The organism is Actinomycetospora lutea (assembly GCF_028737205.1).
Taxonomy (GTDB): Bacteria; Actinomycetota; Actinomycetes; order Mycobacteriales; family Pseudonocardiaceae; genus Actinomycetospora; species Actinomycetospora lutea.
On sequence record NZ_JAQZAL010000033.1, the window covers coordinates 21,586 to 48,486 of the forward strand.

The following is a 26,901-nucleotide window of genomic DNA, read 5'->3' on the forward strand; positions in this document are numbered from 1 at the left end:
CGTGCAATCCGACCTCTTAGGACAGCGATATTCCGTGGGCGCGCCAAACGCCGTCGGCGGGTCGCCTAAGACCACATCCCCGGCCGCCCGGCGTTGCTGTCGGCCTGGACTTCGGAGAAGGCGCCGGAGCCCGCAGCGGTCCCCATCTCGTGGATAAAGCCGACGAAATGGAAGATGCTGCCGAACACCCCCAGGTTCAGGTTGTGGCCCGCCTCATGGTCGATGTGCCACCCGGAGGAGTTCGAGTCGACGTAGGCGAAGAAACCCATGTTGTAGGCGGTATCAATGTTGTTCAGGTTGGCGACCCAGCCCCCACGGGTCGCCAGCATCCCGGTGGACCAATCCATCCGGAAGCCCTCGATGCGGAAAAACTGGATGCCCCCGCCCCAGAGCTGCGGGATCGACCAGAAGATCAGGTGGCCCAGGCCGTTCAGAATCCACATTGCGGCGCCCAGGCCGATGACCAGCCATGACATCGGCATCAGCCAGTTCGACCAGCCGAGGACGCCCTGATACCCGTCGAGAGCGGCGACCTCGTCGAACGCTCCCAGGAAGATGATCGTGCCGACGAATCCACCGAGGAAGGCGCCGACCGGGCCCATCGCCGCGAGGAACGTGGCGTTGAGGCCGGCGTTGAGACCGAGCATGAAGCCGCGGAAGAACTCACCGAGCGCGGTGCCCTGGTTGTTCGCGGCGACCACGTAACTGACCGTCACCAAGCCAATCAGTCCGGCGACCGCGAGCAGCCCGAAACCGATGCCGCAGGCGAACGCGGCGATGATCGCGACGGCGGCGATGATCCCCACGATCACACCGACGATCGCCCCGACGACGCTCCAGAACGACAGTCCCTGTGGATCGTTGCTGCCCAGCGGATCGTTGCCGGTATAGGTGTAGAGGCGCAGCTTGACCGGGTCGCCGTCGCTTCGGTCAGGGTCGTGCAGGTAGAGCGGGTCGGGGGTCAGGAACCGGCCCATCTCCGGCGCGTACCAGCGGAATCCCATGTAGACGAGGCCGGTGGCCTCGTCGAAGTCGTGCAGCGCAAACGTCCGAGTCGCCGGTGAACCGACGCGGATGCGCTCCTTCCCGAACGGGTGGTAGGCGATCTGCGCGACCGAGGCGCCGGTCTCGTCGGTGAACAAGCGAGCGCTACCGACCGGGTCGAGGTGCACCCACCGGGTTTGCGCACCTCGCTTGACGGCGATGCGGCGACGGTCGTGAACCACGAAGTTCACGTGTTGGCCGCTGCGCAGCTCCATCAGCCGGCCGAGGAACAGCGTCTCGTCGGTCACTGGACCCTGGGTCGACCGGCGACGCGTCAGGTTTCCCCGATAGTCGTAGTCGTAGCGGATGTCCGGGCCGCCGGCCACCGTCACGCGGGTGAGCTGATTCTTGTAGTTGAACTCCATCGTGCGCCCGGGCAGGGCGCTGAGGTTGCCGGTGGCGTCGTACACCGTGTCGAATCGCGGTTCCCCCGGCCGGTCCACGGTGGTGACCCGGTCGGGCCGCGCGGGGTCGCTGTACCCGAGGGTCGAGCCGGACTCACCGACCTGGACAAGATCGTAACTGTTGTGGTGGGTGTAGTCGAACGCGTAGGGGCCGCCGGCGTCGGTGCCCTCGACGTGTGCGAGCTGGCCCAGCGGGTCGTACCCGTAGGTGGCGCTGTCGGCGACGTCGGTTGTGCCGGACAGCCGCATCATCTCGTCGTAGGTGTAGACGGCGTCCTCCAGCACCACCCCGCCGGGGCCGACGGTGTGCTGGCTCGCGATGTGGCCCACCCCCGGCTCGTAGCCGACGGTCGTGGTGACGCCGTTCGCGAACTCGATGCGGGTGGGCAGGTTGCGAGCGTCGTAGTCGATCCGATCGACGACGCCGTCGATGCGCGCGACCACGCCGTTCAGCATGTGGCTCCGCGTGACAACCGTGCCGTCCGGGTAGGTGACCGAGGTCTGCCGTCCAGTGTCGTCGTGGTCGTACCCCAGAGTGAGGACCTGACCTCCGACGGACAACCGATGCTCGGTCAGGAAGCCGCGGGCGTCGTACGTGTATTCCTGCCGGCCGCCCGGGTAGCGGGCGTCGACCAGGCGGCCGTCGGCCGCAGGGTCGTCGTCACCGTAGACGAACGTCTCGGTCAAGGCCCCGTTGAGCAGGACGCGTGTCACCCGACCCTCCGGGTCGCGCTCGACCTCGACGTCGTCGCCCTTCGCGTCGACGGTCCGGACGATCTCGTTGTGGCTGTTGAACCACTGAATCCGATGCCCGGCGTCCCGATGGTCGATGCGCAGCCGGTTGCCCCGAAGGTCGTAGTGGTACGTGCAAACCGTGCCGACAGCGTCGCCGAGCTCCCGCAGCTCGCCGAACTGGCCCACCCAAAACCGGGTCTCGCTGCCCGCCTCCAGGATTGCGGTGCGTTGGTTCCACACGTTGACCTGCTCGCGACGCGGGGTGTCGAAGCCGGGAGCGCCGGGGGTGAGGTCGGCGGCGTCCCGGATCGTCACCTCGAACGGAGTGATCTCGACGGTGCTTCGGGCACCGTTGTAGTTGTTCGCTCGCACGGGGCGGCCCTCGGCGTCCAGCTGGACCGTGCGGGAGGGACGCGCCGAGGTCGGGGGGACGGCGAACGCGAGCGTCGTGTCCAGCGTCGGCTCGAACTCCTCCTTGGTGTCCCCCCACGGGTTGTGGGCGACCCACGGGCTGACCACCACCTCATCGGCCTGGCGCTGCACCCGTTTCTGGACCTCCCTCGCCGAGCCGTCGTAGTACGTGACGGTCCGGGCGCGCGTCGTGGCGTCCACGCGGTGGTCGACGGTGATTGAATTCGGGACAGCTGTGTTGTCGTACTCCACGACGCGGCTCGCCGCCGCGGGGGTGTCGTCCGCGACCATGTAGGCCGTGAGCCGGCCGAACGCGTCGTAGGTCATGCGCGTCGATGCCCCGCCGGCCGACGTCAGCCGCGTCGGTTTGCCGGTGACCGGATCGTTCGTTCGGGTGGTCACCTTCCCGTTGACGACCTCTTGCACCGTGTGCAGGTGGTCCGCGTCGTAGGTGGTGACCGTCGTTCGTCCGAGGCCCGAGGTCTTCGTGTCGACATTGCCCTGAGCGGTGTACTTCCGTTCGGTCTCCAAAGCGAACACCGACGGCGTGCCGTCCACGTCCGGCTGCTCGAGGTAGCCCAACGCCGCGGCGTCCATCCCGGCGTAGTGCGCCTGGAACCCGGCCAGCGGAAGCACCAGGTGCTCCTCCCGGGTCAGCAGTCCCCTAGTCAGCTCGCCGAGAGGCCGGCCGTCGAACAGGCGGCGCATCTCCATGAGGACCACACCGGCCGGGTCCCGCTTGACCGTGCGACACATCTGGTGGATCCGGGACGCGGGGTCGCGGGCGTACTCGATCTCGGTGATCGTCTCCAGCTCCGGGCGGGCGACGCCGCCCTGCGTCCCCCGGCCGCGGCACACCTCCCGCACGACGTTGCCGACGGCGTCGTAGGCGAGCTCCCGTTCCTCGATGCGGTCGTCGTTTGTCCGTTCCGGGTAGTGCTTGCGGGTGATGTGCGGGAACGTGAAGACGCGCGTCGTGCCGTCGGCCAGCACCTCCAGCTCCCGGATGCCGTAGACCGTCTCTTCCCAGCGGACCGGGCGGTCCTGCTGCGGCGTCCCGTCCAGGCTGTAGGCCTCGACGCGCTCCAGCATCCGGTCCAGGTGCGCGTGGTCGCGGGTGTTGCCGGGGACTCCGGCCTGGTTCATCAGGAAGCGGTGCCGGACGAGCACGTCGGCCCGGCTCTCGTCACCGACCTCCCGCTTGTCCACCTCCCGGAAGCCCTGGAAGCGGCGGAAGACCGGGTCGTAGTGGGCGTCCCGGTAGCGGTAGCGGGTGGTCAGCGTGCGACCGCGGACCGTGTCGACCTCGATCGTGGCGGCGACGACCTGCATGGGGAACGGCATCGACGTGTCCCAGCGGCGCCCTTCCGCACGATCCGCGAGCGCCATCTCCACGACCGACGCGTACTCGAACGTGCTGACCAGCCCCGACCCGTTGTCCATTCGGCGCAGCACGTGGGGTGGCGTCAGCTGCGGCCAGGAGATCCAAACGGTGGCGAGGCCGGTGGCACGCCGGGTGTTGTAGACGAGTCCGGCCCGGCCGCTGCCGTCCATGTCGGCGGCCCGGACGGTGCCCGGAATTGGGGCGGGCACAACTCCGTGGGAGATCCGGGGGCCGAAGCCGTGGCCGGAACGGTTCGGGTAGACGTCGACGCCGGCGGCGGACACCCGCACCAGATCGGCCAGGCCGTCGCCGTCCACGTCCAGCAGGAGCACCTGCTCGGGGGCGCCGGACAGACCCTCGAGCCGGGGGCTGCCGGTCATCGCGACCGGCGCACCGAAGCGCCCGTGACCGAGGTTGGGCAGGTACTCGATGCGGCCGCTGCGCACGCGCACCACGTCGGGGAGCCCGTCGCCGTTCATATCGGCCAGATGGGTAAGCCGGTCTGCGAAGCTCACGCCCGCCGGGTCGGGGGCGACGGTCGGCTCGGCCCAGCCGGCGGCTACCCGGTTCCGATACGTCACCAGGCCTCGGTCGGTGGACAGCAGGGCGTCCACGACGCCGTCGCCGTCCAGGTCGCCCAGCCGGACCCGACCGGTTTCTACCGGCGGCAGCGTCCGGGCCGTCCGGGGGTAGCCCACGAAGTCGCCGAAGCCGACCGCCCCGGCGTTCTGGTAGTAACCGTTGAGCGGGTTGCCGCCGACGGCGACCAGCATGTCCGCCGTCCCACCACCGTCCATGTCGATCAGGGCGACGCCGTCGCTGCCGAACGAGCGCACGAACGGTGCCCGGGGCACCGGCCGGGGGCCGCGCCAGCGGCCCTCGCCGCTGTTCTCCCAGTAGGAGAGTCGACCGTTGTGGTTAGTGAGGACGCCCGGTAGCGGGAGATCGTCCAGCGCGACGAGCGCCACGTCGGGATCGTTCAGCGGCGGCGGCGAGGCGCCGCCGTCCGCCTCCATGAATCGGACCCGGAACGCGGCCGGGTCGAAGGAGCCGTACTCGAACGTGACCGGGTTCCGGACCACGTCCGGCACGTCGTCGCCGTGGGCGGTCAGCCTCGCCGACGCCAACTGGGACAGCCCGGACAGCGGCGCCTGCACGTAGGTAAACGCCAGTGTACGGACCAGGCGGCCGGGCGTGATGGTCAACGTGATCGCCCTGCACCGCCGGCTGACCCGTTGGGCGAAGCCGGCGCGCCCGTTGGTGACCACGTCGGGCCTGACCTCGTACTCGAAGCCGACCCGGAACGTCGCGTAGCCGATGCCGGTGAGATAGGGGTGGCCGTCGATCCGCGTGTAGCTGTAGTCGACCGCGTTGCCATTCATGTCGACCTGCTGCGACGGCAGCCAGGTCTGCACCCGGCCCGGGTCGTCGGGGTCGCTGACGCGGGAGTCCGCGGTAACGCCGAACCGCCAGCGCACGCCGTCCTTCTCGGTGACCTCCCAGTGATCGCCGACCCGTTCGTAGACGCTGAACGCCAGGTCCCGCACAGGGTGGTAGGTCCCGTCGGCCGACCGGCGGAGCTCGAGGTTGGAGTCCAGGAAGACCTCGGTGTCACCGTCGACCGGGATGCCCAGGTCGAGGCGCCGACCGATCTCCCTCGACTGAAGCCGCCAGCCCATCCCGAACGGACCGTTTCCCGACCCGTGGATGTACTCCAGCTTGACCGACGGCGTGAACCCGGCGACACCGGTCGGCAGCTCGAACGGGACGCTCACGTTGCCCTGACCGGTGTTGAGGTCCAGGGAGAAGGACTCGCCAAGCCCCGCCGTCATCCCCGTGCCGGCGGGCGGCGAGGTGGACGTCGCGCCGGCTCCCGATCCGGCCATCAGGCGGGGTAGGTGAAGTCGTACTCGACGAACAGCGAGAAGTCGGTGAGGGCACCGACGTCGACGCCCGGGTTCTCCGCCGGCGGGACGCTGATCGTCCAGCTGTCCACCAGGGGCTGCCCGACCGCGTCCGGAAAACCCGCCCCGGAGGCGTTGCCCGAGGCGTCCAGTGTGAACAGGTGCCCGGCGCCGAGCGCGTCCGACTCGAGCCTCACCTTGAGGCCGGCCGCCGCCGGGCCGACCGCCTGTACAAAGTAGTCGGTGATGCGGGGGTCGCCGTGGTTGGCCGGGAGCATCGTGGCGTCGATCTTCAGACGCGCCGAGCCCTGGCTGCGAAGGAAGTACAGCTCGTCCGGAGCGAACATCCGCAGGGAGAACGCCCGCGCGGCACTCTCGCCCGCCGGCAGGGCGGCCTTGATCGTCGCCTCGAGGCCCGGGTCGAAGAACCCGTCGTAGTAGAGAACCATCTGGATGTCCAAAATCTGGTTCAGGTCGAACGTGTTCGACGAGCGCGGCAGGTCCAACTGCCACATGGTGGCGACGCCGTTGTTCTCGAACAGGCGCAGTTCACGGGCGTCGAGCTGGAAGATGACGGCGTCCTGCCGGACGTCGTACTCCGAGAGCGGCATGATATCGGCCGGATAGGTCTGGTGCACGATCGTTCCGTCCTTCTGCCGAAACTGTGAGAGCCCGATGTTGCGCAGCGTTCCATGCAGCCCCTCGGAGCCGTTCAGACCGACGAACACGACCTCCACCTGCTTGACCTTCTGCAGGTAGAACCCCGGGTAGCGCCGGTCGAAGTGGTCGAGAGTGGTCTCGAAGTAGGTGGTGCCGATGGCCAGTAGCCGACGGAACGCCATGGGGAAGAGATCGCCCAGCGACAGGCCCTGGCGCATCTGCGCCTTCTTGGAGCGGGTACGGACGTGGTCGAGCGTGAAGTAATCGACGTCCATCAGGAGGGCATCGGCGCCCAGCAGGCCGTTGAGCTCGCCAAGCCCGTACTCAAGCTTGATCTTGCGCAGGTCCCGCCCGGTTTCGGCCTCGTACGCCTTCTCCATCATGACCGCCACCTCGATGGCCATGTCCAGGTAGCGGTTGGCGATCCGGCGGGATTCGCGCGCGAGGTTATACCACACGGCCGAGCTGAACTCCCGGCCCTGTAGGAACTCCAGGTTCTCCTTTGCGAACTGCTCCTGGGCCTGGGCGATGACCACTCGCTGCTGGGCGACCGCGATCCGCGCCTGAGCCTGCTGGACCTGCTGCTGGGCGGTCGCCCGGTAGGCATTGGAGGCCGCGATCTCGCGCTGCAGTCGCGCCGCCTCCAGGTCATGCGAGATCCGGGTCCGTCGGGCGGACAGCTCGTAGAGGACCTCGCTCCGTCGCTTGTCGTTGGCGCTGTAGTAGGTGAAGCCGCGGATGGTCTGCTCGACCTCGTCGTCTTCGTCCTGCGCCGCTGCTGACGACCACGCCTGCAGCGTGTCGAGCTCGTACAGCTCCCAGCGCACGGCCGCGAAGTCATTGGCCGCCTGCTGCGCGTTCTGCCGCTGCACGTCGGCCAGGTTCAGGTTGGCCCTCGCGACGTCGAGACCCTCCTGCGCCTCCGCCACCCCCCGGCGCTCCAGCTCGACGGACGCCGCGGCGATGGCCGCCTGCTGTGCCATCTGCTGCTCCCGCAGCTGCTCGTTCTCCGCCGAGCTCTGGAACTGGATGAACGTCGACTCCACCTGGGCGGCGTGCTGCGCGAAGTAGCGAGCTGTGACCTGCAGGTGCTCGAAGCTGAACGGCGGTAGCGTCAGGCTCATGCCCAGGTAGTTGAGGCCCGAATCGATCTTGGTCAACTGCACCCGCGCCCGGGCGAGGATGCTGGTCACCCGGGGGTTCTCGGTGACCGGCGCGCCGCCCAGGAACATCGCGCCGACGGCGGCCTCCACCCGAGCCCGCATCGTGCCGAACAGCGGTGACGCGTAGAGCGGCGAGGCGCCGTCGAGCGTGTTGTCCAGCAGCATGACGAGTTCGTACCTGTCGCGTGCCGGTGCGAAGTCGGCCACCACGTTGCGGGCCTGCCGATAGATGCGGTCGCCCCAATCCAGGTAGAGCTCGGCCAGCCGCAGCCACAGGTTCACTGACTCGACGGCGCGGTTGAGGTACTTGTAGTCGAGCGTGCTGAGGTACTCCTTCTCGGCCTCCGCATAGGAGCCGAGCGCGGCCTGGCAGTCGCCGATCGCCATCGGCAGGACCCAGAAACAGACGTGCGTCAGGTAGGCGACGGTGGTCGTGTGGTTGACCAGGTAGCCCATGAGCAGGCTCACGTCGTTGGTGGTCGACAGCGTGTCGTAGAACGCGCCGACGTTGCGCGCCGCCTGGCGGTCCAGGACGACGGCGTGGACCGAGCCCGCGACGTCGACCATCGCGAACTGCTTGGGGCTCCGACGGGTGGCGAACGCGTCGGTGGACAGCAGGCGGACCGCGGTCGCCGAGCGGTCGTCGCGCGCGCCGGCCCGAGCGGAGACAGCAATGTCAAACAAGTTGTGTTCGGCCCGCAGTCCGTCGACCTCCTTGAGGACTTGCGCGGCGGCGTCGGTCGAGCCGCCGCGGTTCAGGGTTCCCGCCAGCGTCGTCAGCACGTCGACCTGTGCTTCCGGCTGCTCCAGCCCGGCGAACATCCGCGCGCTCTGGTTCAGCGTCTCCACCGCCCTCGGGCGGTCACCGCTCCGCTCCAGGAGGACGCCGACATCGTGGATGATCGCACCAGCGAGCGCCCTGTCCCGCGTGGTCTCGGCGGCCCGCTGCAGGAGCGCCAGCGCCCCGTCGAACTCACGGGCGCCGACGGCCACGCCCGCCTGGTCCAGCAGAGAGCCGACCGCGAGGTCCCGGTCGGTGAGTCCCATTTGAGCCACGCCCGCGAACGGCCGCAGGGCCGCGTCGCTGACCTGGATGTCACCCCCGAGGAGTCGTGGGGGGAAGGCCGCCTCCGAGACCGGGGTCTTCACCAGCATCTCCGCCGAGCGCGCGATCAGCGGGTCGAGCAGCTCGGCCCGGTTGACCTTGGTCCACTCGAGCGTCGTACCGATCCATGGCGGGAGCCTGGGGACGATCGTCGCCGCGATCAGGCCGCGGATCTGTTGATACTTCGTCAGCGCTGCACCGTGCTTGCGCTCCATCAGGAGTCGGTGTGCGGCCACGAGTTCGGCCTGCACGGATCGCTCGAACGCCGACTCCGGGGACGCGACCTCGAAATGGGCTGTCGCGAGCAACGCGCGCGCATCGAACACGTACGAGTATCGGTTCTCGACGAAGTACGTGGGCTCGGGCATCTGACTCCTCCCTTCAGGAGCTCGCCGCCGGGCCCGACGGCTCGCCGTAGATGCAACACGGGATTGCTGCCGGCGAGCGATCTCGACCATCTACTCAACGAGATCGGCGCGCCCTCTCGGCGCTCTTCGGTAGCACGCGAGGGGACGCTCCGCGCCGTTCCGCGCCCGCCATGACACAACCTTGCGGGTGCACGGTCGCGCCGATTCCCATGATCGCCAGCTCGCGCTGCGTGGGCAGCTGGTACTTCTCCGCTGCAGTGATATCGACCTGATAGCCCATGTCCTCGAGCGCCGCTATCGTCATCGCGCTGACCGGGTTGGGCACTTCACCGAGGAAGCCCGTCATCAATTCGTTACCGAAGACAGCCTCTCGCCAGTGTCCATCTCGGGTGCCGGGGCCGCCTTTGTTCTCCACCGGCACTGGTTGAGGTGTTGGTTGGTCGAGCAAAGCGGCGAACTCACGCATGGCTCCCGGGCCCGTGAATACCGGGTTGGCGGAGCCAGCGCCGGATAGCAGTTCCATGTCTTCCCACAACGTGCCCATGCCAAGCACGTGCCCCATCTCGTGGAAGATCACGTTCTCAAGGCTGCCATCGGTCTCCATTCGGAAGAGGTCAGCGGTGTCGAACCGCATAACGCCAACTGCCGGGAGCAGTGAGCCAGCGCGCATGACGCGCGGGCCCGCTTCCCCCAGCACTCCCAGCGGACCGTCGATGGCGGCACCCTCGGCCAGAATCAAGCAATCGTCCACGACCTCGCCGTTCACCTCGACGGACGGCACATCAGCGCTCACGATCGCCGACCATCGTGCCGAGGCCTCCTCGAAAGCAGCACGCTGTGTCGAGGTGAGTCCGCCCACGAATCGGATCTCCACGGCGTAGGGTGGGACCGGCTTGGTCATCAACGATCGACCCCCAACTGCGAATCACGATGCTGCCCCGTTGGACTAGGGCGACCACCCGACGTTCTCTGACGGTCGACGCGCCTGGCAAGAGATCAGCAATTCATCGTGCCGCCCCTGAGGCAACGCGGCAATCCAACGAGCGAGCGATACGGTCTCACTCGTTCGGCGGCGTCAGCCCATGTAGGTAGATCGTGAAAGACATCGAGGCCCGCGCTTTTTGGCGGTTGGTAGCCGAGGCTGCACAGGGTGTAATCGCTTTGCGCTGTGCGGGTGGCGCCACTAATTGTTGATCAGTGTTTGTGCCAAGCTCGACATCGACTGCCTACAGCCTCCTGCCTTAGAGGGTCGTGTGGGGTAATTGATTCCAGGGGGATGATCATGCCCGATGGGGAAGCGCTCGACAACATCGAAGTCGACGACATGCTCTGGGAACTGCGCCGCAGAGAAATGCTCGGTCGACCTGATGCCGAGGTCGCGCCGAGAATGAAGGCGGTCGAAGCCCTTGGCGACGTCACTACCGACCGAATCGTCGAAGCCGTGCGGGCCGGGCAGAAGGTCATCTACGGCGTAGACGACCGCGCAGACCTGTTCACGGTCAACGATTCGCAGGTCCTCGCCGATGCCGACGCCACCGTCGCACTGTTCGCCCGCAACGACGTCGTCGACAACGGCGACGGGACATCGACCCTGCGCACGACAAGCTACGCAGTAGCCCGCAATCTCTGTCAGGGCGAGCGGTTCCGCGACCAGGTCATCGGGGCCTTCTGCTCCGGATACCTCGTGGCGCCCGACCTCATCGCAACAGCCGGACACTGTATTGACGCCGCAGGCGTGCCCGACGTGCGCTTCGTGTTCGGCTTCCGCATGACCGACGCCACGACCGTGACCACACGAATACCCACCAACGATATCTACCGAGGCGTCGAGCTCGTCGGTCGTGCCGAGGACAGCGCCGGGACGGACTGGTCGCTCGTCCGCCTGGATCGACCTGTCCCCAACCGTCGTCCAGTCCGCATCCGTCTGGCCGGGAAAGTCGCGAAGGACCTCCCGCTCCACGTGATCGGTCACCCCAGCGGCCTACCGGCCAAGTACGCGCCAGGCGCAACCGTCCGCGACACCAACCCAGCAGCGTTCTTCGTGGCCAACCTCGACACCTACGGCGGGAACTCGGGCTCGGCGGTGTTCGGGAGCGAGACCCACCGGGTGGAGGGCACGCTCGTCCGCGGTGAGACCGACTTCGTGGCTCAAGGGCCGTGCAACGTGTCGCTGGTCTGTCCGTCCACGGGCTGCCGAGGTGAGGACTGCACACGCACGACCGAGTTCGCGCCGCTCGTCCCGGGCTACACGCTCGGGATCGCGAGCCACAGCCGCCAGGTACTCGACGTCCGCGGTGAGTCGCTCGCGGCGGGAGCAGAGATCATACAATGGCCCTACCACGGCGGTGACAACCAACAATTCCGGCTCGAGGCGCTCGGTGATGGGCATGTGCGCATCGTCGCCAATCACAGCGGAAAGGTCCTCGACGTAACCGGTGGCTCCACGGCGTCGGGCGCCGCAGTCATCCAGTGGGACTGGCATGGCGGCGACAACCAGCGCTTCCGGCTCGAGCCCGCTGGAGCGGGTCACGTCCGGGTGGTGGCCAAGCACAGCGGCAAAGTCCTGGACGTGACCGGGGCATCAGGCGCTGCGGGCGCACGCATCATCCAGTGGGACGCGCACGGCGGGAACAACCAACGGTGGCGGTTGCGGGCAGCACCGGTTCTCGCGCGACACAGCGCCATGGCGCTCGACGTTCGTGGCGCCTCGACCGCAGCGGGCGCCGAGCTGATCCAGTGGACACCGCACCACCAGGACAACCAGCTGTTCACCGTCGAGTCGTTGGGCGGAGGCGACTACCGGATCATCGCCGCTCACAGTGGCAAGGTCCTCGACGTCTCCGGGGCATCGACAGCGTCCGGGGCGAAGGTCATCCAGTGGGACTGGCACGGCGGCACAAACCAACGGTGGCGCCTTGAGCCGGTGGGCAGCGGCTTCTGCCGAGTGGTAGCCAGACACAGCGGCAAAGTCCTGGACGTCTCAGGCGCGTCGAGCGGTGCCGGCGCCGCAATCATCCAGTGGGACTGGCACGGCGGGGACAACCAGCGCTGGCGGCTGAGCGCAACCTGAGCCGTTCCCGGGCACCCCACCAACGATGTCCTCGCCGAAACCGGTCCTCATGCCGACTGCCTCCGCGCGCGACCGTCCGCACGATGCGGCCTACCTGCAGTCGATGGTGGTGCAGGACGACCTCCTCGCGCTCGAGGTGTCCTACCCGGGAGGCTGCGCCCAGCACCATTTCGATGTGGAAGTCCGGGCATGGGCGCCGCGCGAGGACCACGTCGACGTCGAACTCGGCCTGCTCCACGACGCAGGCGGGGACAGATGCAAGGCACTAGTGACCGAGCGCCTCACGTTCTCGCTACGACCACTACTGGAGGAGGCATCGGAGGCGCGGGCGGCCTGCGGCGGCCGAGCTCTCCTCCGCCTGCCCCCGCTCTCAGCCATGCACACGTCTGCGCCGTGACCCGTACCCCCGTGCGCAGGCGCGAGCGTTCCTCTGGTGTCCTGAGTCAGAAGTCGTCGGTGGTTCGCCCCGAGTTCGGTGGAGTCGGGTAGCTGAGATCGTGCTGTTCCCGATCGCGTACGGCACGGACACCGCGCCCAGCTTAGAGGACCTCACGACCATGGAGTTGGCCGGTGAGCTGGTGTCCCGACTGACGCGGGAGGCCAACGAAGCGAGGTGGAGCGGGCCGCGCTACAGCCCCTGCTCCAGCTGGTATGGAAGCTCAAGGCCGACGCTGGCGATGACAGCCAGGGGCAGCTCGGACCGAGCGGCTAGACCGTATGAGGGCCGGCGCCTCCGCTCGTAAGTTGGCGCGGGTCACCGTCGCTGGTGGCGGTGCCGCATTTACGGGGAGGCGCCGGTGCTGGGCGAGGGTACGTGGGTCGGGTTGGACGTTCACGCGCGTTCGGTGGTCGGGTGCGCCATCGACGAGACCGCCGCAGAGATCCGCGCCCAGCGGATCGGGGCACGGACCGAGCAGATCGTGGCCTGGGTGCGGGCGCAGCCGGGCCCGGTAGTGGCCTGCTACGAGGCCGGGCCGACCGGGTTCGGGCTGGCCAGAGCGCTGACGCCGCCGGCGTGCGCTGCGAGGTGGTGGCCCCGTCGAAGATCGAGCGACCGGCCGGGGACAAGGTCAAGACCGATCGCCGCGACGCGGAGCGGCTGGCCCGGCTGCTGCGCATCGGTGAGGTCCCGGGGGTGCGGGTACCGACCGAGGCCGAGGAAGCCGCTCGCGATCTGGTGCGGGCCCGGGAGGACTGCCGCGGGGATCTGATGCGTGCCCGGCACCGGCTGTCCAAGCTGCTGCTGCGCCAGGGCCTGGTCTGGGACCAGAGCGCCTGGACCGGGGCGCACGAGGCGTGGCTGCGCGGTCACCGCTTCGAGCGCCGCGGGGTGCAGCTCGCTTTCGACGAAGCCCTCGACACCGTGTTCTCGGTGCACGCGCGCCGCGACCGCCTCGACGCCGCGATCGAAGAGATGGCCACGATTGAGCCGGCGTTGGCCGGGCCGGTCGGGCGGCTGCGCTGCCTGCGGGGGGTCTCGACGCTGACCGCGACCGGGTTGCGCGTCGAGGTCGCCGACTGGCACCGCTTCACCGGCGCCACGATCGGGGCCTATCTCGGGCTGGTGCCCTCGGAGTTCGGGGAAGTCGTCGACGGTCCCGCGGACGATCTCGTGCTCGCTGCGGAGCCGGCCGTCCCGCAGCCACTCGGCCATCACGGTGGCGGCCTCGGAGTAGCGGTCGGCGTAGTCGAACACGATAAAGCCTTCCATCCGGGCGCGGTTGACCAGCAGGCTCGTGTAGTGCGCCGGACCGGACACGCCACCCTCTGCGTTGTATTGGCTGATCGCCCCGCAGAGCACCACCCGGGCTCGGCGACGCAACCGGGCCAGCACCGCGTCGAGGATCGGTCCGCCGACGTTGTCGAAGTAGACGTCGACACCGTGGGGCGCTGCTGCTATGAGGCCACGCCGGACGTCCTCCCTGCGGTAGTCGATCGCTGCGTCGAGCCCGAGGTCGTCGACGAGCCACCGGCACTTCTCCGGTCTGCCGGCGATGCCGACCACGCGACACCCACGGATCTTGGCCAGCTGCCCCACGACAGTCCCCACGGCGCCAGCGGCTCCGGAGACGACGACGGTGTCCCCGTCGCGCAGCGCCCCGACCTCGAACAGCCCGAAGTACGCTGTCATGCCCGTGAGACCAAGCGCGCCGAGCCATGTCGGCATGTCGGCGACCGCAGTGTCTGCAACTGTGACTCCCGCGCCGTCGGAGACCGCGTACTCCTGGACGCCGAACTCGCCGGTCACGGGTGTGCCCGGGGGGAACGCGTCGTTCCGCGACACCGCGACTGTGCCGGCGCAGAAGGCGCGCATGACCTCGTTGAGGCCGACCGGCGGAATGTAGGAGGGCCGCTCGTTCATCCACCCGCGCATCGCAGGCTCGAGCCCGATGTACTGCACCCGGACGCGGAACTGCCCGTCGTCGAGCTCGGGCACGGCCTCGACACTGCGCGCCCAACACTCCTGCCCCGGAAGCCCGGTCGGTCTGGCCGCGAGGAGAAGGCGGACGTTGTCGATCGCTTGGGCATCCGCGGTCACCCCAACGAGGTCTCGCGGCTCATCAACAGCCATTCAGGCAGCATCGCGCACCCGCGCGGCGCAACTCCAGGCCGCGTGCGATTCGACGACCGAGGGTTCGCGCAGCACCCCGGCGACTGCTCCGGTGAGTCGGGGGGGGATCGACGTGGTACTCGTCGGCGATCAAGTCCAGGGCGAGCCAGACGCGCACGACCGGTGTCGGGTGAACCAGCGGTAGGCGTCGTCCTCGCCGTCACCGAACAGGAACAACCCATCGAAGTCCGGCCGATCCTGCTCCCCCGGGACAAGTGGATCGTCGTTCGGCGGCTCCGTGCTCACGACGAAGATCCTTGCACAGGCAGCAGTCGGAAACTGGCTCCCCGCGAGGTGAACGACGCTCGCGATCTTGACGACCGCATTCGTGGCCTCCGTCGTGGCCTCAAGCGAGGGCGCCCGGTGGGACTGGGTGTCCACCGTGAACTCTGCGACGTGCACCGTTGGACGCAGTGAGCACGCCGTTGGCGGTGACGAGAGTTCTCGTAATGCGTAGGTCGTCGGTTCGATTCCGACAGGCGGCTCCACCCACCAGCAGGTTCTTCAGGATTCCTGCCCAGACGCACCGCGGGCCCGGCCATCTCGGCCGGGCCCGCTGGCGTCGAACGCCTGGTGGCGTTCAGTTGCCGGGCCACTCCCCGCTCCACCGCTGGAAGGCGACGGCCCCACCGCGGTCGACGAGGACCTTGACGACCGCGAAGATCGCGCCCTGGAAACCCGCGGCGACCAGGATCGTCTTCAGGTCGGAACCGGAGTCCAGGGCGCCGGGCGGGTCGCTCTCGCCGTCGGGGGCCGTACGCTGCCACACCTTCTTGAAGATCAGGTTGGCTACCACACCGCCGAGGATCGAACTCACGATCCCGACGGGGCGATAGAGAATCTTCGCGCTGGTGCTGGCCTGCCCGCTGCCCGCCTGCGTCATCCGCGCACCTTCTTCCATGCCGTCCGGACGACCACGAAGGCCGCGAGGCCGGCCGCGACCTTCACCGCGATCGACTTGGCCTGCGGCGTCAGCGCACCGTGCTCGTCGGTGGCGGCGTCCTTGGCCTGTGCGAACAGCTCGGCGCCGCGCTCATGCGCGACCCGCGCCTGGGTGGCGGCGCGCTGCTTGGCGTCGTCGAGGGAGTCGCGCGCCTGCGCCTTGACGTCGAGCTTCTGGCTCAGCGCGTCGACCGTGTCGCCGAGCTCGGCCCGCGTCGCCTCGATGTCGGCGACCAGCTCCTCGGCGCTCGCGTCGGGGCCGGGCCGCGGGCCGCGGGGGCCCCTCGTGGGCGCGGGGATCTCAGGCCGATCGGGTGTGGTCACGGTGACGGGCCTCCTCCACCTGCTCGATGTCACGGCTGACGTTCTCGACGGCGCGCTGCGGCGTGGGCGAGACCTGCTCGACTTCCTTCTTGCCGACCAGCCCGGCGACGCCGGCAGCGAGGAACACGACCGCGGTCACGATCAGCGCCGACGCCCACAGCGGCAGCACCAGGGCCAGGGCGATGATCGCCGTCGCGATCGCGGCGCCGACCCCGTAGAGGGCGAGGACGCCGGCCCCGCTGAGCAGCCCGGCACCCTTGCCGGCCTGCTTCGCGGTCGCCTTGAGCTCGACCTGGGCCAGTGCGAGCTCGTCGCGCACCAGCCGCGAGGTCTGCTCGGACAGGTGGGTCATCAGCTCGCCCACCGACGCGTCGGCCGGTGGGCCCGGCGGTGGCGAGGTCCGGTCGGGCACGCGGTTGCTCATCGGTTCACTCCTGATCGCGGCGCTCCGGCGAGCGCTCGATTCGACGACGGCCACGGGTGCCCGACCCGGTCGCCTCGTCAACGTCCCGCAGGCAGCCGACCCGGGGAGTCGTGGCGGAGCCCGAGAAGGGCTCGCGATGGACGTCGGCGATGTGGAGTGCAGCGGCGACAGCGCCGTGACGTCAGGCCGTCGCCACGAGGATGCCGAGGAAGACCGCCACGAGGAACCAGGTGACGCCGACGATGGCCTTCTCGCTGCCACCGTCGGGACCGCCGATGCGACGGCGGAAGGGTTCGACGATCGACAGGGCTGCGGCCTCCCGGGTGCGTTCGCCCGCCGACCCGGCGCGGGTGCCGGCCGAGACGTCTCGCGTCGGCGAGTCGACGGGCTGCGCGTCGTCGCGGACCGGATCCGACCGCGACCTGCCCTAGGTTCGCCGGGGTGACGACACCGCGGCAGGTCCGGACGGCGGCGCTCGGGCTGCGGGGGGCCGAGGAGACGACCGACGACCAGGGGCGTCCCGCCTTCGCCGTCGAGGGCCGCGTGTTCGCGGCCCTCGACGCCGGCCAGGTCGTGGTCCTGCTGCTGACCGAGACCGAGAGCGACGCGATGACGGCGGCCCACCCCGCGGCGGAGAGGGTCGAGGAGGACGGTCGGCGGATCGGTGTCCGCCTCGCCCTGTCCGAGATCGACGGCCAGGCGCTCAACGGGTGGGTCCGCCGGGCCTGGGCGGCGCAGGCACCGCCGGCGATCGCGGAGAACGCCGCCGCGGCCGTCTCGGCCGAGCCGGGGGAGGTGGGGGACCTGCCCGCCTCGATCGGCCGGCCGGCGACCCGCGCCCTGGCCGACCTCGGGATCACCACGCTCGAGCGCGTCGCCACCATGACCGACCGCGAACTGCTCGCCATCCACGGCGTGGGGCCGAAGGCGGTCCGTCTGCTGCGGGCCCACCGAGCGTGAGGCTGTGGGGTCCGGACCTGCTCACGCGCCGGCCGGAGCGAGGGAATCGCGCAACGCCGGCGAGCGGGCGATCTGACGGGCGAGGGTCTCGGCGGCGCGCAGGAGCAGCGGCAACCGTGAGGCGACGAACGCCTCGGGGGTGCACAGCCCGGACGCGATCGCGCAGCTCACCCCCGCCGCGGCGGTGGAGCCGTCGGGCATCACCGGCACGCCGAGCACGGTGATGCCCACGTCGAGCTCGTCGACGACGAGCGCGTACCCGTCGTGGCGCACCCGGACCAGCTGCTCGCGCAGACTCCGCTCGTCCACGACGGTGCGCGAGGTGCGGGGAGCGAGCTGCGCCGCGGCGAAGTACTCGTCGAGGCGGGCGTCGGGGAGCGTCGCGAGCATGGCCCGGCCCGTCGCCGACACGTAGGCGGGCACCCGACTGCCCTGCGTCACCGCGAAGCGGAGCAGTCGCTCCGTCTGCAGGTGCACGAGGTGCATCACGTCGGTGCCCGAGAGGGTCGTGAGCGAGATGCTGTCGCCGGTCTCGTCGCGGATGTGCTGCAGGTGCGGCTGCGCCACCTCGGCGAGGTTCATCGAGTCCGTGTAGCTCGCTCCGAGCTCCAGGACCTGCGGCGTCAGGACGAACCTGCGGTCCACCTGCTTGAGATAGCCGAGCTGGACGAGGGTCAGCAGGAACCGGCGCGCCACCGCGGGGCTGAGCCCGGTCGCGTCCGCGACCTGACCGATCGTCTGCTCGGGACGGTCGGGCCCGAACGACCGCAGGACGGACAGCCCGCGCGCCAGCGAGGTCACGTACTGCTCCTTGTCCGGGGTTGACACCCGAAACCTCCGCGGCGCAGTCTCGGTCACAATTTCGTAGAGCGACATTAACTTCGCTCAGCGAAATCGTCAAGTCTCGACGAGGAGCCACGGTGGAGCAGCGATGAGCGACACGACGCGCGCGGCGGAGCCCGCACCGACACAGCCCGCATCGACCCGGCGGATCGCCACGGCGGTCACGATCGGCACGGTCGTCGAGTGGTACGACTTCTTCCTCTACGGCACCGCGGCCGCGCTGATCTTCCCGAAGGTGTTCTTCCCGGCCGGTGACCCGACGACGGCCTCGTTGCTGTCGTTCGCGACGTTCGCCACCGGGTTCGCCGCCCGGCCGGTGGGCGGTCTCCTGTTCGGGCACCTCGGCGACCGGATCGGCCGGAAGGCGGTCCTGGTCGCGACGCTCGTGCTGATGGGCGCGGCCACCGCCGGGGTGGGTCTGCTCCCGGGCTACGCCGAGGCGGGGATCGTCGCCCCGGTGGCGCTGGTGGTGCTGCGGATCGTGCAGGGACTCGGCACCGGCGGGGAGTGGGGTGGTGCGGCCCTGATGACGAAGGAGAACGGCGCCCGCCGTCCGGGCTTCGTCGGCGGCTTCCTGTCCAGCGCGGTGTTCGCCGGGCTGATCCTCGGCTCGCTCGCCTTCACGGGGCTCTCCGCGCTCCTGACCGACGACCAGCTCCTGGGGTGGGGCTGGCGGATTCCGTTCCTGGTGAGCCTGGCGCTGGTCGGGATCGGCCTGTGGATCCGGCGCAGCCTGCCGGAGACGGCCGAGTTCCGGGAGGTCACCGAGCGCGGGGCCCGCGAGCACGCGCCGATCATCGCGGCGCTGCGGCGGCCGCGGAACGTCGTGGCGATCTTCCTGATGCGGCTCGGACAGAACACCACGTTCAACATCGTGTCGGTCTTCGTGCTGACGTACGCGACGACGACGCTCGACCTGCCCAGGGCGTCCGTGCTCACCGCGACGGTCATCGGCGCGGTACTGGCCTGCGTGCTCTGCCCGTTCTACGGGCTGCTCGGCGACCGGATCGGGTTCCGCACGGTGATGCTCGCGGCCCTGACGTTCCAGGTGCTCTTCGCGTTCCCCTTCTTCCTGCTGACCGAGACGCGCGACCTCGCGCTCGTCGTCGTCGCGGTCACCATCGGGATCGGCGGGGGAGCGGCCGCCGCCGATGCCATCCAGCCGGCCTACTTCACCGGCCTGTTCGGCCCGCAGAGTCGCTTCAGCGCCGTCTCGATCGGCCGCGAGGGCGGCACCGTCGTCGGCGGCGGGCTCGCGCCGCTGATCGCCGCCGCCCTGCTGGTCTGGCAGGACGGACAGCCGTGGGCGATCGCCGGCTGGATGGTGCTCACCAGCCTCGTCGGTGTGGCCGGCGTGCTGCTGGTCCGCCCGGTCCGCGACGAGGCGCCCGCGACGGCGGGGGTGCGGTGACCGCGGCCGACCTCGTCGCCACGGCGGCCGGCAGCACCCTCGCCGGCCTCGTCGACGCCCGGGCCCGGATGCACCCCGGGCGGACCGCCCTGCGCGAGGGCGCCCGGCGCACCACCTACGCCGAGCTGGAGCACCGCAGCCGGCGCCTCGCCGGCCTCCTGGCCGCGGCCGGTGTCGGACGCGGCGACCGGATCGCCCTCCTGTCGGAGAACCGGATCGAGTACCTCGAGGTCGTGCTGGCCGCGGCGCGGCTGGGCGCGGCCGTCGCCACGCAGAGCACGCGGGCGACCTCCGACGAGCTCGCCGGGTGCCTCGACCTCGTCGCCCCGCACCTCGTGATCTGCTCGCCGCAGCACCGCGCGCGGCAGGCCGACGTCCTTGCGGAGCGCCCGCTCTGGACCTTCGGGCCGGAGTACGAGGACCGGCTCGCCGCCGCCGACCCGTTCGCGGGCGCCGCACGGGCGGTCCCGGAGGACATCGCGGTCATCCTCTACACCAGCGGCACCACCGGGCGGCCGAAGGGCGCGTGCGTGAGCCATCGCGCCGAGATCGCCCGCGCGATGGCCACCCGGGCCGACCTCGGGCTCGCCGGTGAGGACACGTTCATCGCGTGGTCCCCGCTGCACCACATGGGGGCGCTGGACAACTCGCTGTGCACCCTCGTGTCCGGTGGCACCGTGGTGCTGGTGGACGGGTTCCGCGTCGACGACCTGGTCGCGGTGCTGGCGAACGAGCCGGTCGGCTGGCTGCTCGTCATGCCCGGCACGGTGGGCCGCCTGGTCGCGGCCCTGCGCGCGTCGGGCACGCGGCCGGTCGGCGTGCGGCTGTGCGGGGTCATGCCGGACCTCGTGCCGCCCGCCGAGATCGCGGAGCTCACCACCCTGCTGGGCGCGCCGTACGCCGACACGTTCGGTGCCACCGAGACCGGGTGCCCCCCGTGCTCGGCCGGCGTCATCCCCGTCGGCGAGACACCGAGCGAGTTCCGCAAGGTGCAGAGCGCGTTCTGCGAGGTCCGCCTCGTGGACCCGGACGGGCACGAGGTGCCGGACGGCGTGCCCGGCGAGCTCTGCATGCGCGGCCCGACGCTGTTCAGCGGCTACTTCGACGACGAGGCCACGACGGCCGCCGACTTCCGCGACGGCTGGTTCCACATGGGCGACGTCCTCGTCCGTCACCCCGACGGCACGCTGTCGTTCGTCGACCGCGTCAAGTACATGATCAAGAGCGGCGGTGAGAACGTCTACCCGGCGGAGATCGAACGGGTGCTGCTGCAGGTCCCGGGGGTGGTCGAGGCCTGCGTGGTCAGCCGGCCCGACGCCACCTGGGGCGAGGTGCCGGTCGCGGTCGTGGCGCACGAGGCCGGCACCACCGACGACCTGCTCGAGCACTGCCGCGCCGTGCTCCCCGGACACAAGGTGCCGAAGGAGATCCGGCTCGTCGCGCCGGGACTCATGCCGCGCAACACCTCCGGAAAGCTGCTCCGCCACGAGGTGGAGCGGCTCCTGTCCCCGACCGAAGGAAGCCTCCCGTGAGCCGCCCCGCCCCCGCCCTCGACGTGCGCAGTGACATCTGCTGGAGCGACGAGACCTCGGTGACCGTACTCGGCCGTGACCTCAGCACCGAGCTCATCGGCTCGGTCGACCTGGGCACGTTCGCGCACCTGCTGCTGACCGAACGGATGCCGTCGCCCGCCGAGGCCACCCTGTTCAACGCCGCCCTGGTCAGCCTCGTCGAGCACGGCGTCACGCCCAACGTGCTGGCCACCCGGATGACCTACCTCGGGGCACCCGAGTCCCTGCAGGGTGCCGTCGCGGCCGGCCTGCTCGGCCTCGGCACCCGCTTCGTGGGGACCATCGAGGGCTCCGCGCGCTACCTCGCCGACGGGCTGGACGCGCTCGGCCCGGAACCCACCGACGACGCGGTGCGCGCCGAGGCGGCGCGGATCGTGGCGGGGTTCCGCGAGCAGCGTGCCCACGTCCCCGGCGTCGGCCACCCGGTCCACACACCCATCGACCCGAGGGCCGAGGCGCTGCTCGGGCTCGCCGACCGGCTCGACTTCCCGAGCACCGCCGGCCGGCTCGTCCGCGCGGTCGCGGCGGCCGCGAGCGAGGCGTCCGGACGGCACCTGCCGGTCAACGCCACCGGGGCCATCGGTGTCTGCGTCGTCCTGCTCGGCGTCGACTGGCGCATCGCCCGCGGGATGGGCGTCATCGCGCGCACGATCGGTCTCGTCGGACACCTGCGCGAGGAGCTCGCGCAGCCGATCGCGACCACGGTCTGGAACGTCGCCGACGAGTCGGCCTCGCGTCACCTCCGGGACTGATCGCGGCGGGGACTCAGTTGCTGACGGGTCCGGTGGCCGCGGTGAGCTGGAGCTCGTGCGTCCAGCAGGACCGGTCCTGCCGGTGCAGGAAGTGGAAGGCGTCGGCGATGCTCGCGGGGTCGATCAACAGGTCCGGACGCTCCTGCAGCGCGGGGAGCGCCCGTGTGCCGGGCGAGTCGATGAAGCCGTCCACGACGACGTTGGCGACGTGGACACCGTGCTCGGAGTACTCCTCGGTGAGGGCCTGGGCGAGCGCCCGCATCATGGTGCGCGGGTAGTAGAGCGACTGGCCGGTCGACCGCTTGCGCCCGCGCAGCGAGTACTGGTTGTTGGAGAACAGGATCGAGCCCGAGCCCCGCTGCCGCATCGCGGGCAGGACCTCCTTCGCCACCAGGAAGGGACCGCGGCACGCGGTGGCGATGGCGACGTCGAAGAGGTCGTTCGGGAAGTGCTCCAGCAGCTCCTGGTCCGCCGTCAGCTCACGGCCCGCCATGTAGCCGGCGTTGTAGATCAGGACCTCGGGGGAGCCGGCGCGCGTCCGGATGGAGGAGAAGGCGTCGGCGACCGACTCCGCCGAGCCCACGTCCAGTTCGACGATCGAGCAGGAACCGCCACCGTCCTCGACGGTCGCGGCGAGCGCCTCGGCGTTGCCGCGTCGGCGCGTGGTCAGGACGACGTGGTGGCCCTCCCGCGCGAACCGTTGGGCCAGCGCCCCGCCCAGCCCCCATCGGCGCTCGACCGGGAGGTCCTGCCCGACGTCCCCGCCGTGCACGAACCTCGTGTTCGGCCCGTCGGGCTGCCATTTCGAGGTCGCGCCGACGATGACCGTGACCGGCAGGGCGAGGGGGTTGTCCGCCGGTGAGTCCACTCGAGCTCCTGTCATCGCGACGTCGCGCCGAGCCACCGGCCCAGCAGCGTCGCTGCGCGCTCGGCGACGAGGATCGTCGGCATGACCGAGGCGTCGACCACGGACAGCGCCGGGCTCGCCGCGAGCCGGTTCGCCAGCACGCAGCCGGCCGATCCACTACCGACGATCACGACGTCGTACGTCATCTCCGGACTCCCGCCGCCACGGTCAGGTGACCGTGACGGTAGACGCCGGACACCGCCCTGTCGCTGGTCCGACCTACCCGTCGCCCTCGGCGCTCGCCGGGTGTCGGCGGATCCGGTCGAGGAGGTCGGCGACCGCCGGGTCCATCGTCGAGTCGTAGGCCTTGCTGACGGTCTGGTCCCCGTGGTCGTCGACGACGATGCGGGACTTTCGTGCGTGACGAGAACGCGCCCCGTTCGACACCCGCCCGGACCAGCGCCGGCGGGACAGTGGCCCGGCGTCACGCCGGCACCAGAGCCGGCGGCGGCGCGTCGACGAGCGCCGGGGGTGCGCCATGGCCAAGTACATCACCTTCTTCTCCTACACCGAGGAGACGTGGGCGAAGATGATCGCGAACCCGAGCGACCGGCTGGCGGCGGTCCGCGCCAGCGCGCAGTCGCTCGGCGGCGACGTCGAGGCCCTGTACTACATGTTCGGGTCGCACGACGGCTTCGTCATCTCCGACCTCCCCGACGCGGCAGCCGCGGCGGGCCTGTCGCTCGCGGTGAACAGCACGGGCGCGGCGAAGGCCCTCGAGACCCACGAGATCTTCCCGAGCTCCGAGCTGCCCGCGGTCCTCGAGCGCGCCGCGACGGTCCAGCGCGCCTACCGCACGCCGGGCAGCTGAGCCCCGAATTGCCTCGCCGCGCGCCGCCCCCGGGAGCGACCATCGAGCCCGTGACCTCGAAGGACCTCGAGCACGAGCTCGCGCGCGGGGAGGCGCTGAGCCTCGCCCGCCTGCTCGGACGCGACGCGCCGACCGCCGGCGACCCCGTGGCGTTCACGGCGACCCGCGTCCGCATCGCCGCCGTGGTGCTGGCGGCATGGTCCACCGACAGCGACATCCGGGACGCGCTCCGTCCCGTGTTCGAGGCCGCCGTGCCCGACCAGCGTGCGCTCCTCGCGCTCGGCGACATCGACGCGTGGCTGCGCCACGGCCGCCTCGCCCGGAGCTGGTGGGTGCAGGCCGCGGCCGGCCCTGACCCGGACCTCGCCGCCCTCGGCGCCTGGCGGGCCGGTCGGGCCGACCTCCGGGGCGGGCGGCCGGACGACGCGCTCCCGCTCCTGCGGCAGGCCGACCTGGCCGGCATCACCGAGGCGTCGCTGGCCCTCGGCCGGCTCCTGGAGAAGCGCGGGGAGCCGGCGGACGCGGATGCGGCGTTCCGCCGCGCCCGCACCGGTGAGGACCTGCTGTGCCTGGCCGAGGAGCACCTGCGGGCCGACGACCTCGACCGCGCGGAGCGCGAGCTGACCGGCTTCTGCGCGGGGTCCGAGCTCCAGCGCTCCTGGGAGTGCGCGATCCGCGGTGAGATCGCGTTCTGGCGCGGCGACCTGGAGGTGGCGGAATCGCGGCTGGGCGCGGCGATGTCGGCGCCGGGCAGCTGGCCCCGGCGCGCCCGGCTGCGGCTCGCGCAGATCGCGATCGCGCAGGCCGACCCGGTGATGGCGCATCACTGAATCACCCGCGCCCTCGACGGTGACGACGTCGAGAGCGAGCAGGCCCGCCTGCTCCTCGAGCTCCACCGCGACCTCGTCGAGCAGGGCGAACGCATCAACGACGGCGAGGAGGACCCGCCCTGGGAGTGACCTCGCCCGGGGCACCTCGGTAACGACGCGGACCCCTCCGCCGAAACCGTGATCACACGATGCGGATCTCGGCGGGGGGAGTTCGGTGAGGCAGGCGCACCAGGTCTGGCTGGGAATCGCGGCGGGCGTGTTCGTCCTCGTGGCGGTCACCGACCTCGGGTCCACGGCGCAGCCGACACCGGCGGCGTCGAGTTCCGCCGCGCCGTCGACGACCACGACGACCACGAGGACCACGACCACGGTGCCCACGACGACCGCCGCGCCCGTCACCACGAGCACGGCGGCCGCGGGCGCCGGCGAGACGGTCACGGTCACCGACGTCATCGACGGGGACACCCTCGAGGTCAGTGGCGATCGCCGGGTCCGCCTGCTGGGCATCGACGCCTGCGAGATGAGCACGCGCGGCGGCCGGGAGGCGAAGGACCTGCTGGAGGGGTTCGTCGCGAGTGGTCAGGTCCGTCTCGTCGCCGACGGTGCCCGCGACCGCGACGGCTCCGGGCGACTGCTGCGCCGGGTCGAGACGACCGCGTCGTCCGACCTCGGCGAGCTCATGGTCATCTACCCGACGGTCGGGGTGTACGACGGCCGCAACGGCGCGGCGCCCGAGTACCTGTCGCGGCTGCGCGCCGCCGACCACGGCGAGCGGGAGTGCTCCGGGTCGCCGACCACCAGCAGCACGAGCGGGCCAGACGTCGACGTGGACCTCGGCGACGGCCGCGACAACGGTCTCCCCGATGGCGCCCTGACGGGCGGCTACTGCGCGCGCAAGTGGTGGTGCTGAGATGGCGCGCCGCACCGCGAGTCCCGCGGCGGTCGTCGTCGCCGGCATCGTCGTGATCGGGCTGGTCATCCTCATCGTGAAGTGGGTGCTGATCACCGCGGCGATCCTCGTCATCCCGTTCGGCGTCTGGTGGCTGTGGGATCGACACACCCAGGGCCTCGACCGCCGTCGCGCCGACGCGCTCGTGGCTCGCCGCCACGAGATCGAGTCGCGTGCGGTGATCGACACCGCCGGGTGCTGCGGATGGTGCGGCATGCGGGCGGGCCACCGCGACCACCGCACGGGCGCCCGCGTCTCCCCGCGCGCCTTCCACCACGTCGAGATCGAGCAGACCCTCGCGGCGCTCCCGGCCTGAGCCCTTACCCGCGCTGCATCGCGGCGACCTCGCGACCGAGGCGCCGCGGCAGTCGCGCCACGACCTCGTGCCCCAGCTCCCCGGGCGCGGGCAGCGCGGCGAGGAACCCGGTCGCGATGACCGCCCGCGCCACGTCGTCGCCGTCGCGGAACTCCTGGGCCAGGGCCACGACGACCCGGTCGGCGACGGCCCGCGAGCCCGCGACCGGGCCGAGGGAGGCCGCGACGTACCAGCGGGCGAGGTCGGCCAGCAGGACCGTGGGCAGCACCTCGTCGAACTGATCGCCGTGCTCGCGCACCAGCTCGGCGGTGTCCGGCCCGGCGTCGACGAGGACGCGGGCGAGCGTCAGCGCGATCCGCGGCAGCCGCGTGTGCCGATCCGATCGTCGCCGCAGCATGTCGGCACCATGACGCGCAGCGCCGGGCGGACGCATCCGACTTTCTGTCGAGATCGCCGCGTCGGCTCCGTCCCCCGGGCGAGGAGCGGGACGAACGAGGAGGACACCGTGGCGCTGAAGCGGATGGACCACGTCGGCGTCGTCGTCGACGACCTAGACGCGGCGATCGCGTTCTTTCTCGAGCTCGGGATGGAGCTCGAGGGCCGGATGCCGGCGGAGGGCGCGTGGGTCGACCGCGTCGTCGGCCTCGAGGGTGTGCGCGTCGAGATCGCGATGGTGCGCACGCCCGACGGGCACAGCAAGCTCGAGCTGACACAGTTCCGGACGCCGGCGGCGACGACCGCCGAGCCGGGCGCGCCCGCGAACACGATCGGCCTGCGCCGGCTCATGTTCGCCGTCGACGACATCCACGACACCGTCGAGCGCCTGCGCGCCCGCGGCGGCGAGCTGGTCGGGGAGATCGCGAAGTTCGAGGAGATGTTCCTGCTCTGCTACCTGCGCGGACCGTCGGGGATCGTCGTCGCGCTCGCCGAGGAGCTGTAGCTGCGCGCGCAGCACCCACCTCGCCGGACTTGCTCCGCGCCGTGCGCGGGGTGTTCCGGCAC

Annotated in this window: 21 protein-coding genes and 4 pseudogenes; 12 read left to right on the forward strand and 13 right to left on the reverse strand. The window is 70.7% G+C overall.

Annotated features, from left to right (window positions below):
* Positions 1–65: 65 nt before the first annotated feature.
* From PHK61_RS26775 to PHK61_RS26785, 4 genes and pseudogenes are all read right to left on the reverse strand, one after another.
* Positions 66–5,525 (reverse strand): toxin TcdB middle/N-terminal domain-containing protein, encoded by a 5,460-nt coding sequence (locus PHK61_RS26775; RefSeq protein WP_274284080.1) that lies wholly within the window; start codon positions 5,523–5,525, stop codon positions 66–68.
* A 45-nt stretch (positions 5,526–5,570) separates the two neighbouring features.
* Positions 5,571–5,864, reverse strand: a pseudogene (locus tag PHK61_RS32155) (SpvB/TcaC N-terminal domain-containing protein); the annotation flags it as partial.
* Positions 5,864–9,178 carry a Tc toxin subunit A-related protein gene (locus PHK61_RS26780; protein WP_274284081.1) on the reverse strand — a complete coding sequence of 1,105 codons (3,315 nt, stop codon included), beginning with the start codon at positions 9,176–9,178 and terminating at the stop codon, positions 5,864–5,866. The pseudogene PHK61_RS32155 and the gene PHK61_RS26780, both read right to left, overlap by 1 nt.
* A 94-nt stretch (positions 9,179–9,272) precedes the next feature.
* Positions 9,273–10,079: a leishmanolysin-related zinc metalloendopeptidase gene (locus PHK61_RS26785; RefSeq protein ID WP_274284082.1), complete on the reverse strand. Its 807-nt coding sequence runs from the start codon at positions 10,077–10,079 to the stop codon at positions 9,273–9,275.
* A 375-nt stretch (positions 10,080–10,454) separates the two neighbouring features.
* Between PHK61_RS26785 and PHK61_RS26790 the strand changes: the two genes are divergently transcribed.
* From PHK61_RS26790 to PHK61_RS32160, 3 genes and pseudogenes are all read left to right on the forward strand, one after another.
* Positions 10,455–12,248: an RICIN domain-containing protein gene (locus tag PHK61_RS26790; protein ID WP_274284083.1), complete on the forward strand. Its 1,794-nt coding sequence runs from the start codon at positions 10,455–10,457 to the stop codon at positions 12,246–12,248.
* 25 nt (positions 12,249–12,273) lie between these two features.
* On the forward strand, positions 12,274–12,645 hold the full coding sequence (locus tag PHK61_RS26795) for a hypothetical protein (protein ID WP_274284084.1): 372 nt from the start codon (positions 12,274–12,276) through the stop codon (positions 12,643–12,645).
* 633 nt (positions 12,646–13,278) lie between these two features.
* Positions 13,279–13,434 (forward strand): annotated as a pseudogene (locus tag PHK61_RS32160) (IS110 family transposase); the annotation flags it as partial.
* Between the two features lie 447 nt (positions 13,435–13,881).
* Here PHK61_RS32160 and PHK61_RS32165 read toward each other — a convergent pair.
* The 4 genes and pseudogenes from PHK61_RS32165 to PHK61_RS26815 form a co-directional block, all read right to left on the reverse strand.
* Positions 13,882–14,820: pseudogene (locus tag PHK61_RS32165) on the reverse strand (NADP-dependent oxidoreductase); the annotation flags it as partial.
* A gap of 619 nt (positions 14,821–15,439) precedes the next feature.
* On the reverse strand, positions 15,440–15,742 hold the full coding sequence (locus tag PHK61_RS26805) for a DUF4235 domain-containing protein (RefSeq protein WP_274284086.1): 303 nt from the start codon (positions 15,740–15,742) through the stop codon (positions 15,440–15,442).
* On the reverse strand, positions 15,739–16,125 hold the full coding sequence (locus PHK61_RS26810; protein ID WP_274284087.1) for a DUF3618 domain-containing protein: 387 nt from the start codon (positions 16,123–16,125) through the stop codon (positions 15,739–15,741). The genes PHK61_RS26805 and PHK61_RS26810 overlap by 4 nt, the downstream gene beginning before the upstream one ends.
* Complete coding sequence (locus PHK61_RS26815) at positions 16,103–16,549, reverse strand: phage holin family protein (protein WP_274284088.1); 447 nt, start codon at positions 16,547–16,549, stop codon at positions 16,103–16,105. The genes PHK61_RS26810 and PHK61_RS26815 overlap by 23 nt, the downstream gene beginning before the upstream one ends.
* 441 nt (positions 16,550–16,990) lie before the next feature.
* Here PHK61_RS26815 and PHK61_RS26820 point away from each other — a divergent pair, with 441 nt between their 5' ends.
* Positions 16,991–17,509 (forward strand): helix-hairpin-helix domain-containing protein, encoded by a 519-nt coding sequence (locus PHK61_RS26820; RefSeq protein ID WP_274284089.1) that lies wholly within the window; start codon positions 16,991–16,993, stop codon positions 17,507–17,509.
* Positions 17,510–17,530: 21 nt separating this feature from the next.
* Here the strand turns inward: PHK61_RS26820 and PHK61_RS26825 are convergent, their stop codons facing one another.
* On the reverse strand, positions 17,531–18,337 hold the full coding sequence (locus tag PHK61_RS26825; protein WP_274284090.1) for an IclR family transcriptional regulator domain-containing protein: 807 nt from the start codon (positions 18,335–18,337) through the stop codon (positions 17,531–17,533).
* 103 nt (positions 18,338–18,440) lie between these two features.
* Between PHK61_RS26825 and PHK61_RS26830 the strand changes: the two genes are divergently transcribed.
* Genes PHK61_RS26830 through PHK61_RS26840 form a run of 3 tightly spaced genes read left to right on the forward strand, consistent with a single transcriptional unit; the run spans position 18,441 to position 22,086 of the window.
* The gene (locus PHK61_RS26830; protein ID WP_274284091.1) at positions 18,441–19,763 is read left to right on the forward strand and encodes an MFS transporter; all 1,323 of its coding nucleotides are present in this window, start codon (positions 18,441–18,443) and stop codon (positions 19,761–19,763) included.
* Complete coding sequence (locus PHK61_RS26835; RefSeq protein ID WP_274284092.1) at positions 19,760–21,295, forward strand: class I adenylate-forming enzyme family protein; 1,536 nt, start codon at positions 19,760–19,762, stop codon at positions 21,293–21,295. The genes PHK61_RS26830 and PHK61_RS26835 overlap by 4 nt, the downstream gene beginning before the upstream one ends.
* Positions 21,292–22,086 carry a citryl-CoA lyase gene (locus tag PHK61_RS26840; protein ID WP_274284093.1) on the forward strand — a complete coding sequence of 265 codons (795 nt, stop codon included), beginning with the start codon at positions 21,292–21,294 and terminating at the stop codon, positions 22,084–22,086. Before PHK61_RS26835 ends, PHK61_RS26840 begins: the two co-directional genes overlap by 4 nt.
* Before the next feature lie 13 nt (positions 22,087–22,099).
* Here the strand turns inward: PHK61_RS26840 and PHK61_RS26845 are convergent, their stop codons facing one another.
* From PHK61_RS26845 to PHK61_RS26855, 3 genes and pseudogenes are all read right to left on the reverse strand, one after another.
* Positions 22,100–22,954, reverse strand: coding sequence for an SDR family NAD(P)-dependent oxidoreductase (locus PHK61_RS26845; RefSeq protein ID WP_274284094.1), 855 nt, complete (start codon positions 22,952–22,954; stop codon positions 22,100–22,102).
* Positions 22,955–23,049: 95 nt separating this feature from the next.
* Positions 23,050–23,139, reverse strand: a pseudogene (locus tag PHK61_RS26850) (lycopene cyclase family protein); the annotation flags it as partial.
* A gap of 73 nt (positions 23,140–23,212) precedes the next feature.
* Entirely contained in the window at positions 23,213–23,473 is a 261-nt protein-coding gene (locus PHK61_RS26855; RefSeq protein ID WP_274284095.1) for a hypothetical protein, read from the reverse strand.
* Between PHK61_RS26855 and PHK61_RS26860 the strand changes: the two genes are divergently transcribed.
* The 4 genes from PHK61_RS26860 to PHK61_RS26875 all read left to right on the forward strand — a co-directional run bounded on the left by PHK61_RS26860 (position 23,472) and on the right by PHK61_RS26875 (position 25,899).
* Complete coding sequence (locus tag PHK61_RS26860; protein ID WP_274284096.1) at positions 23,472–23,804, forward strand: GYD domain-containing protein; 333 nt, start codon at positions 23,472–23,474, stop codon at positions 23,802–23,804. The genes PHK61_RS26855 and PHK61_RS26860 overlap by 2 nt on opposite strands.
* 50 nt (positions 23,805–23,854) lie before the next feature.
* The gene (locus PHK61_RS26865; protein ID WP_274284097.1) at positions 23,855–24,634 is read left to right on the forward strand and encodes a hypothetical protein; all 780 of its coding nucleotides are present in this window, start codon (positions 23,855–23,857) and stop codon (positions 24,632–24,634) included.
* 214 nt (positions 24,635–24,848) lie between these two features.
* Entirely contained in the window at positions 24,849–25,544 is a 696-nt protein-coding gene (locus tag PHK61_RS26870; RefSeq protein WP_274284098.1) for a thermonuclease family protein, read from the forward strand.
* A gap of 1 nt (position 25,545) precedes the next feature.
* The gene (locus PHK61_RS26875; protein WP_274284099.1) at positions 25,546–25,899 is read left to right on the forward strand and encodes a hypothetical protein; all 354 of its coding nucleotides are present in this window, start codon (positions 25,546–25,548) and stop codon (positions 25,897–25,899) included.
* Positions 25,900–25,903: 4 nt separating this feature from the next.
* Here the strand turns inward: PHK61_RS26875 and PHK61_RS26880 are convergent, their stop codons facing one another.
* A complete protein-coding gene (locus PHK61_RS26880) occupies positions 25,904–26,296 on the reverse strand; it encodes a hypothetical protein (RefSeq protein WP_274284100.1) in 393 nt (130 codons plus the stop codon).
* Positions 26,297–26,404: 108 nt separating this feature from the next.
* Here PHK61_RS26880 and PHK61_RS26885 point away from each other — a divergent pair, with 108 nt between their 5' ends.
* On the forward strand, positions 26,405–26,839 hold the full coding sequence (locus PHK61_RS26885; RefSeq protein ID WP_274284101.1) for a VOC family protein: 435 nt from the start codon (positions 26,405–26,407) through the stop codon (positions 26,837–26,839).
* The last annotated feature ends 62 nt before the right edge of the window (positions 26,840–26,901 follow it).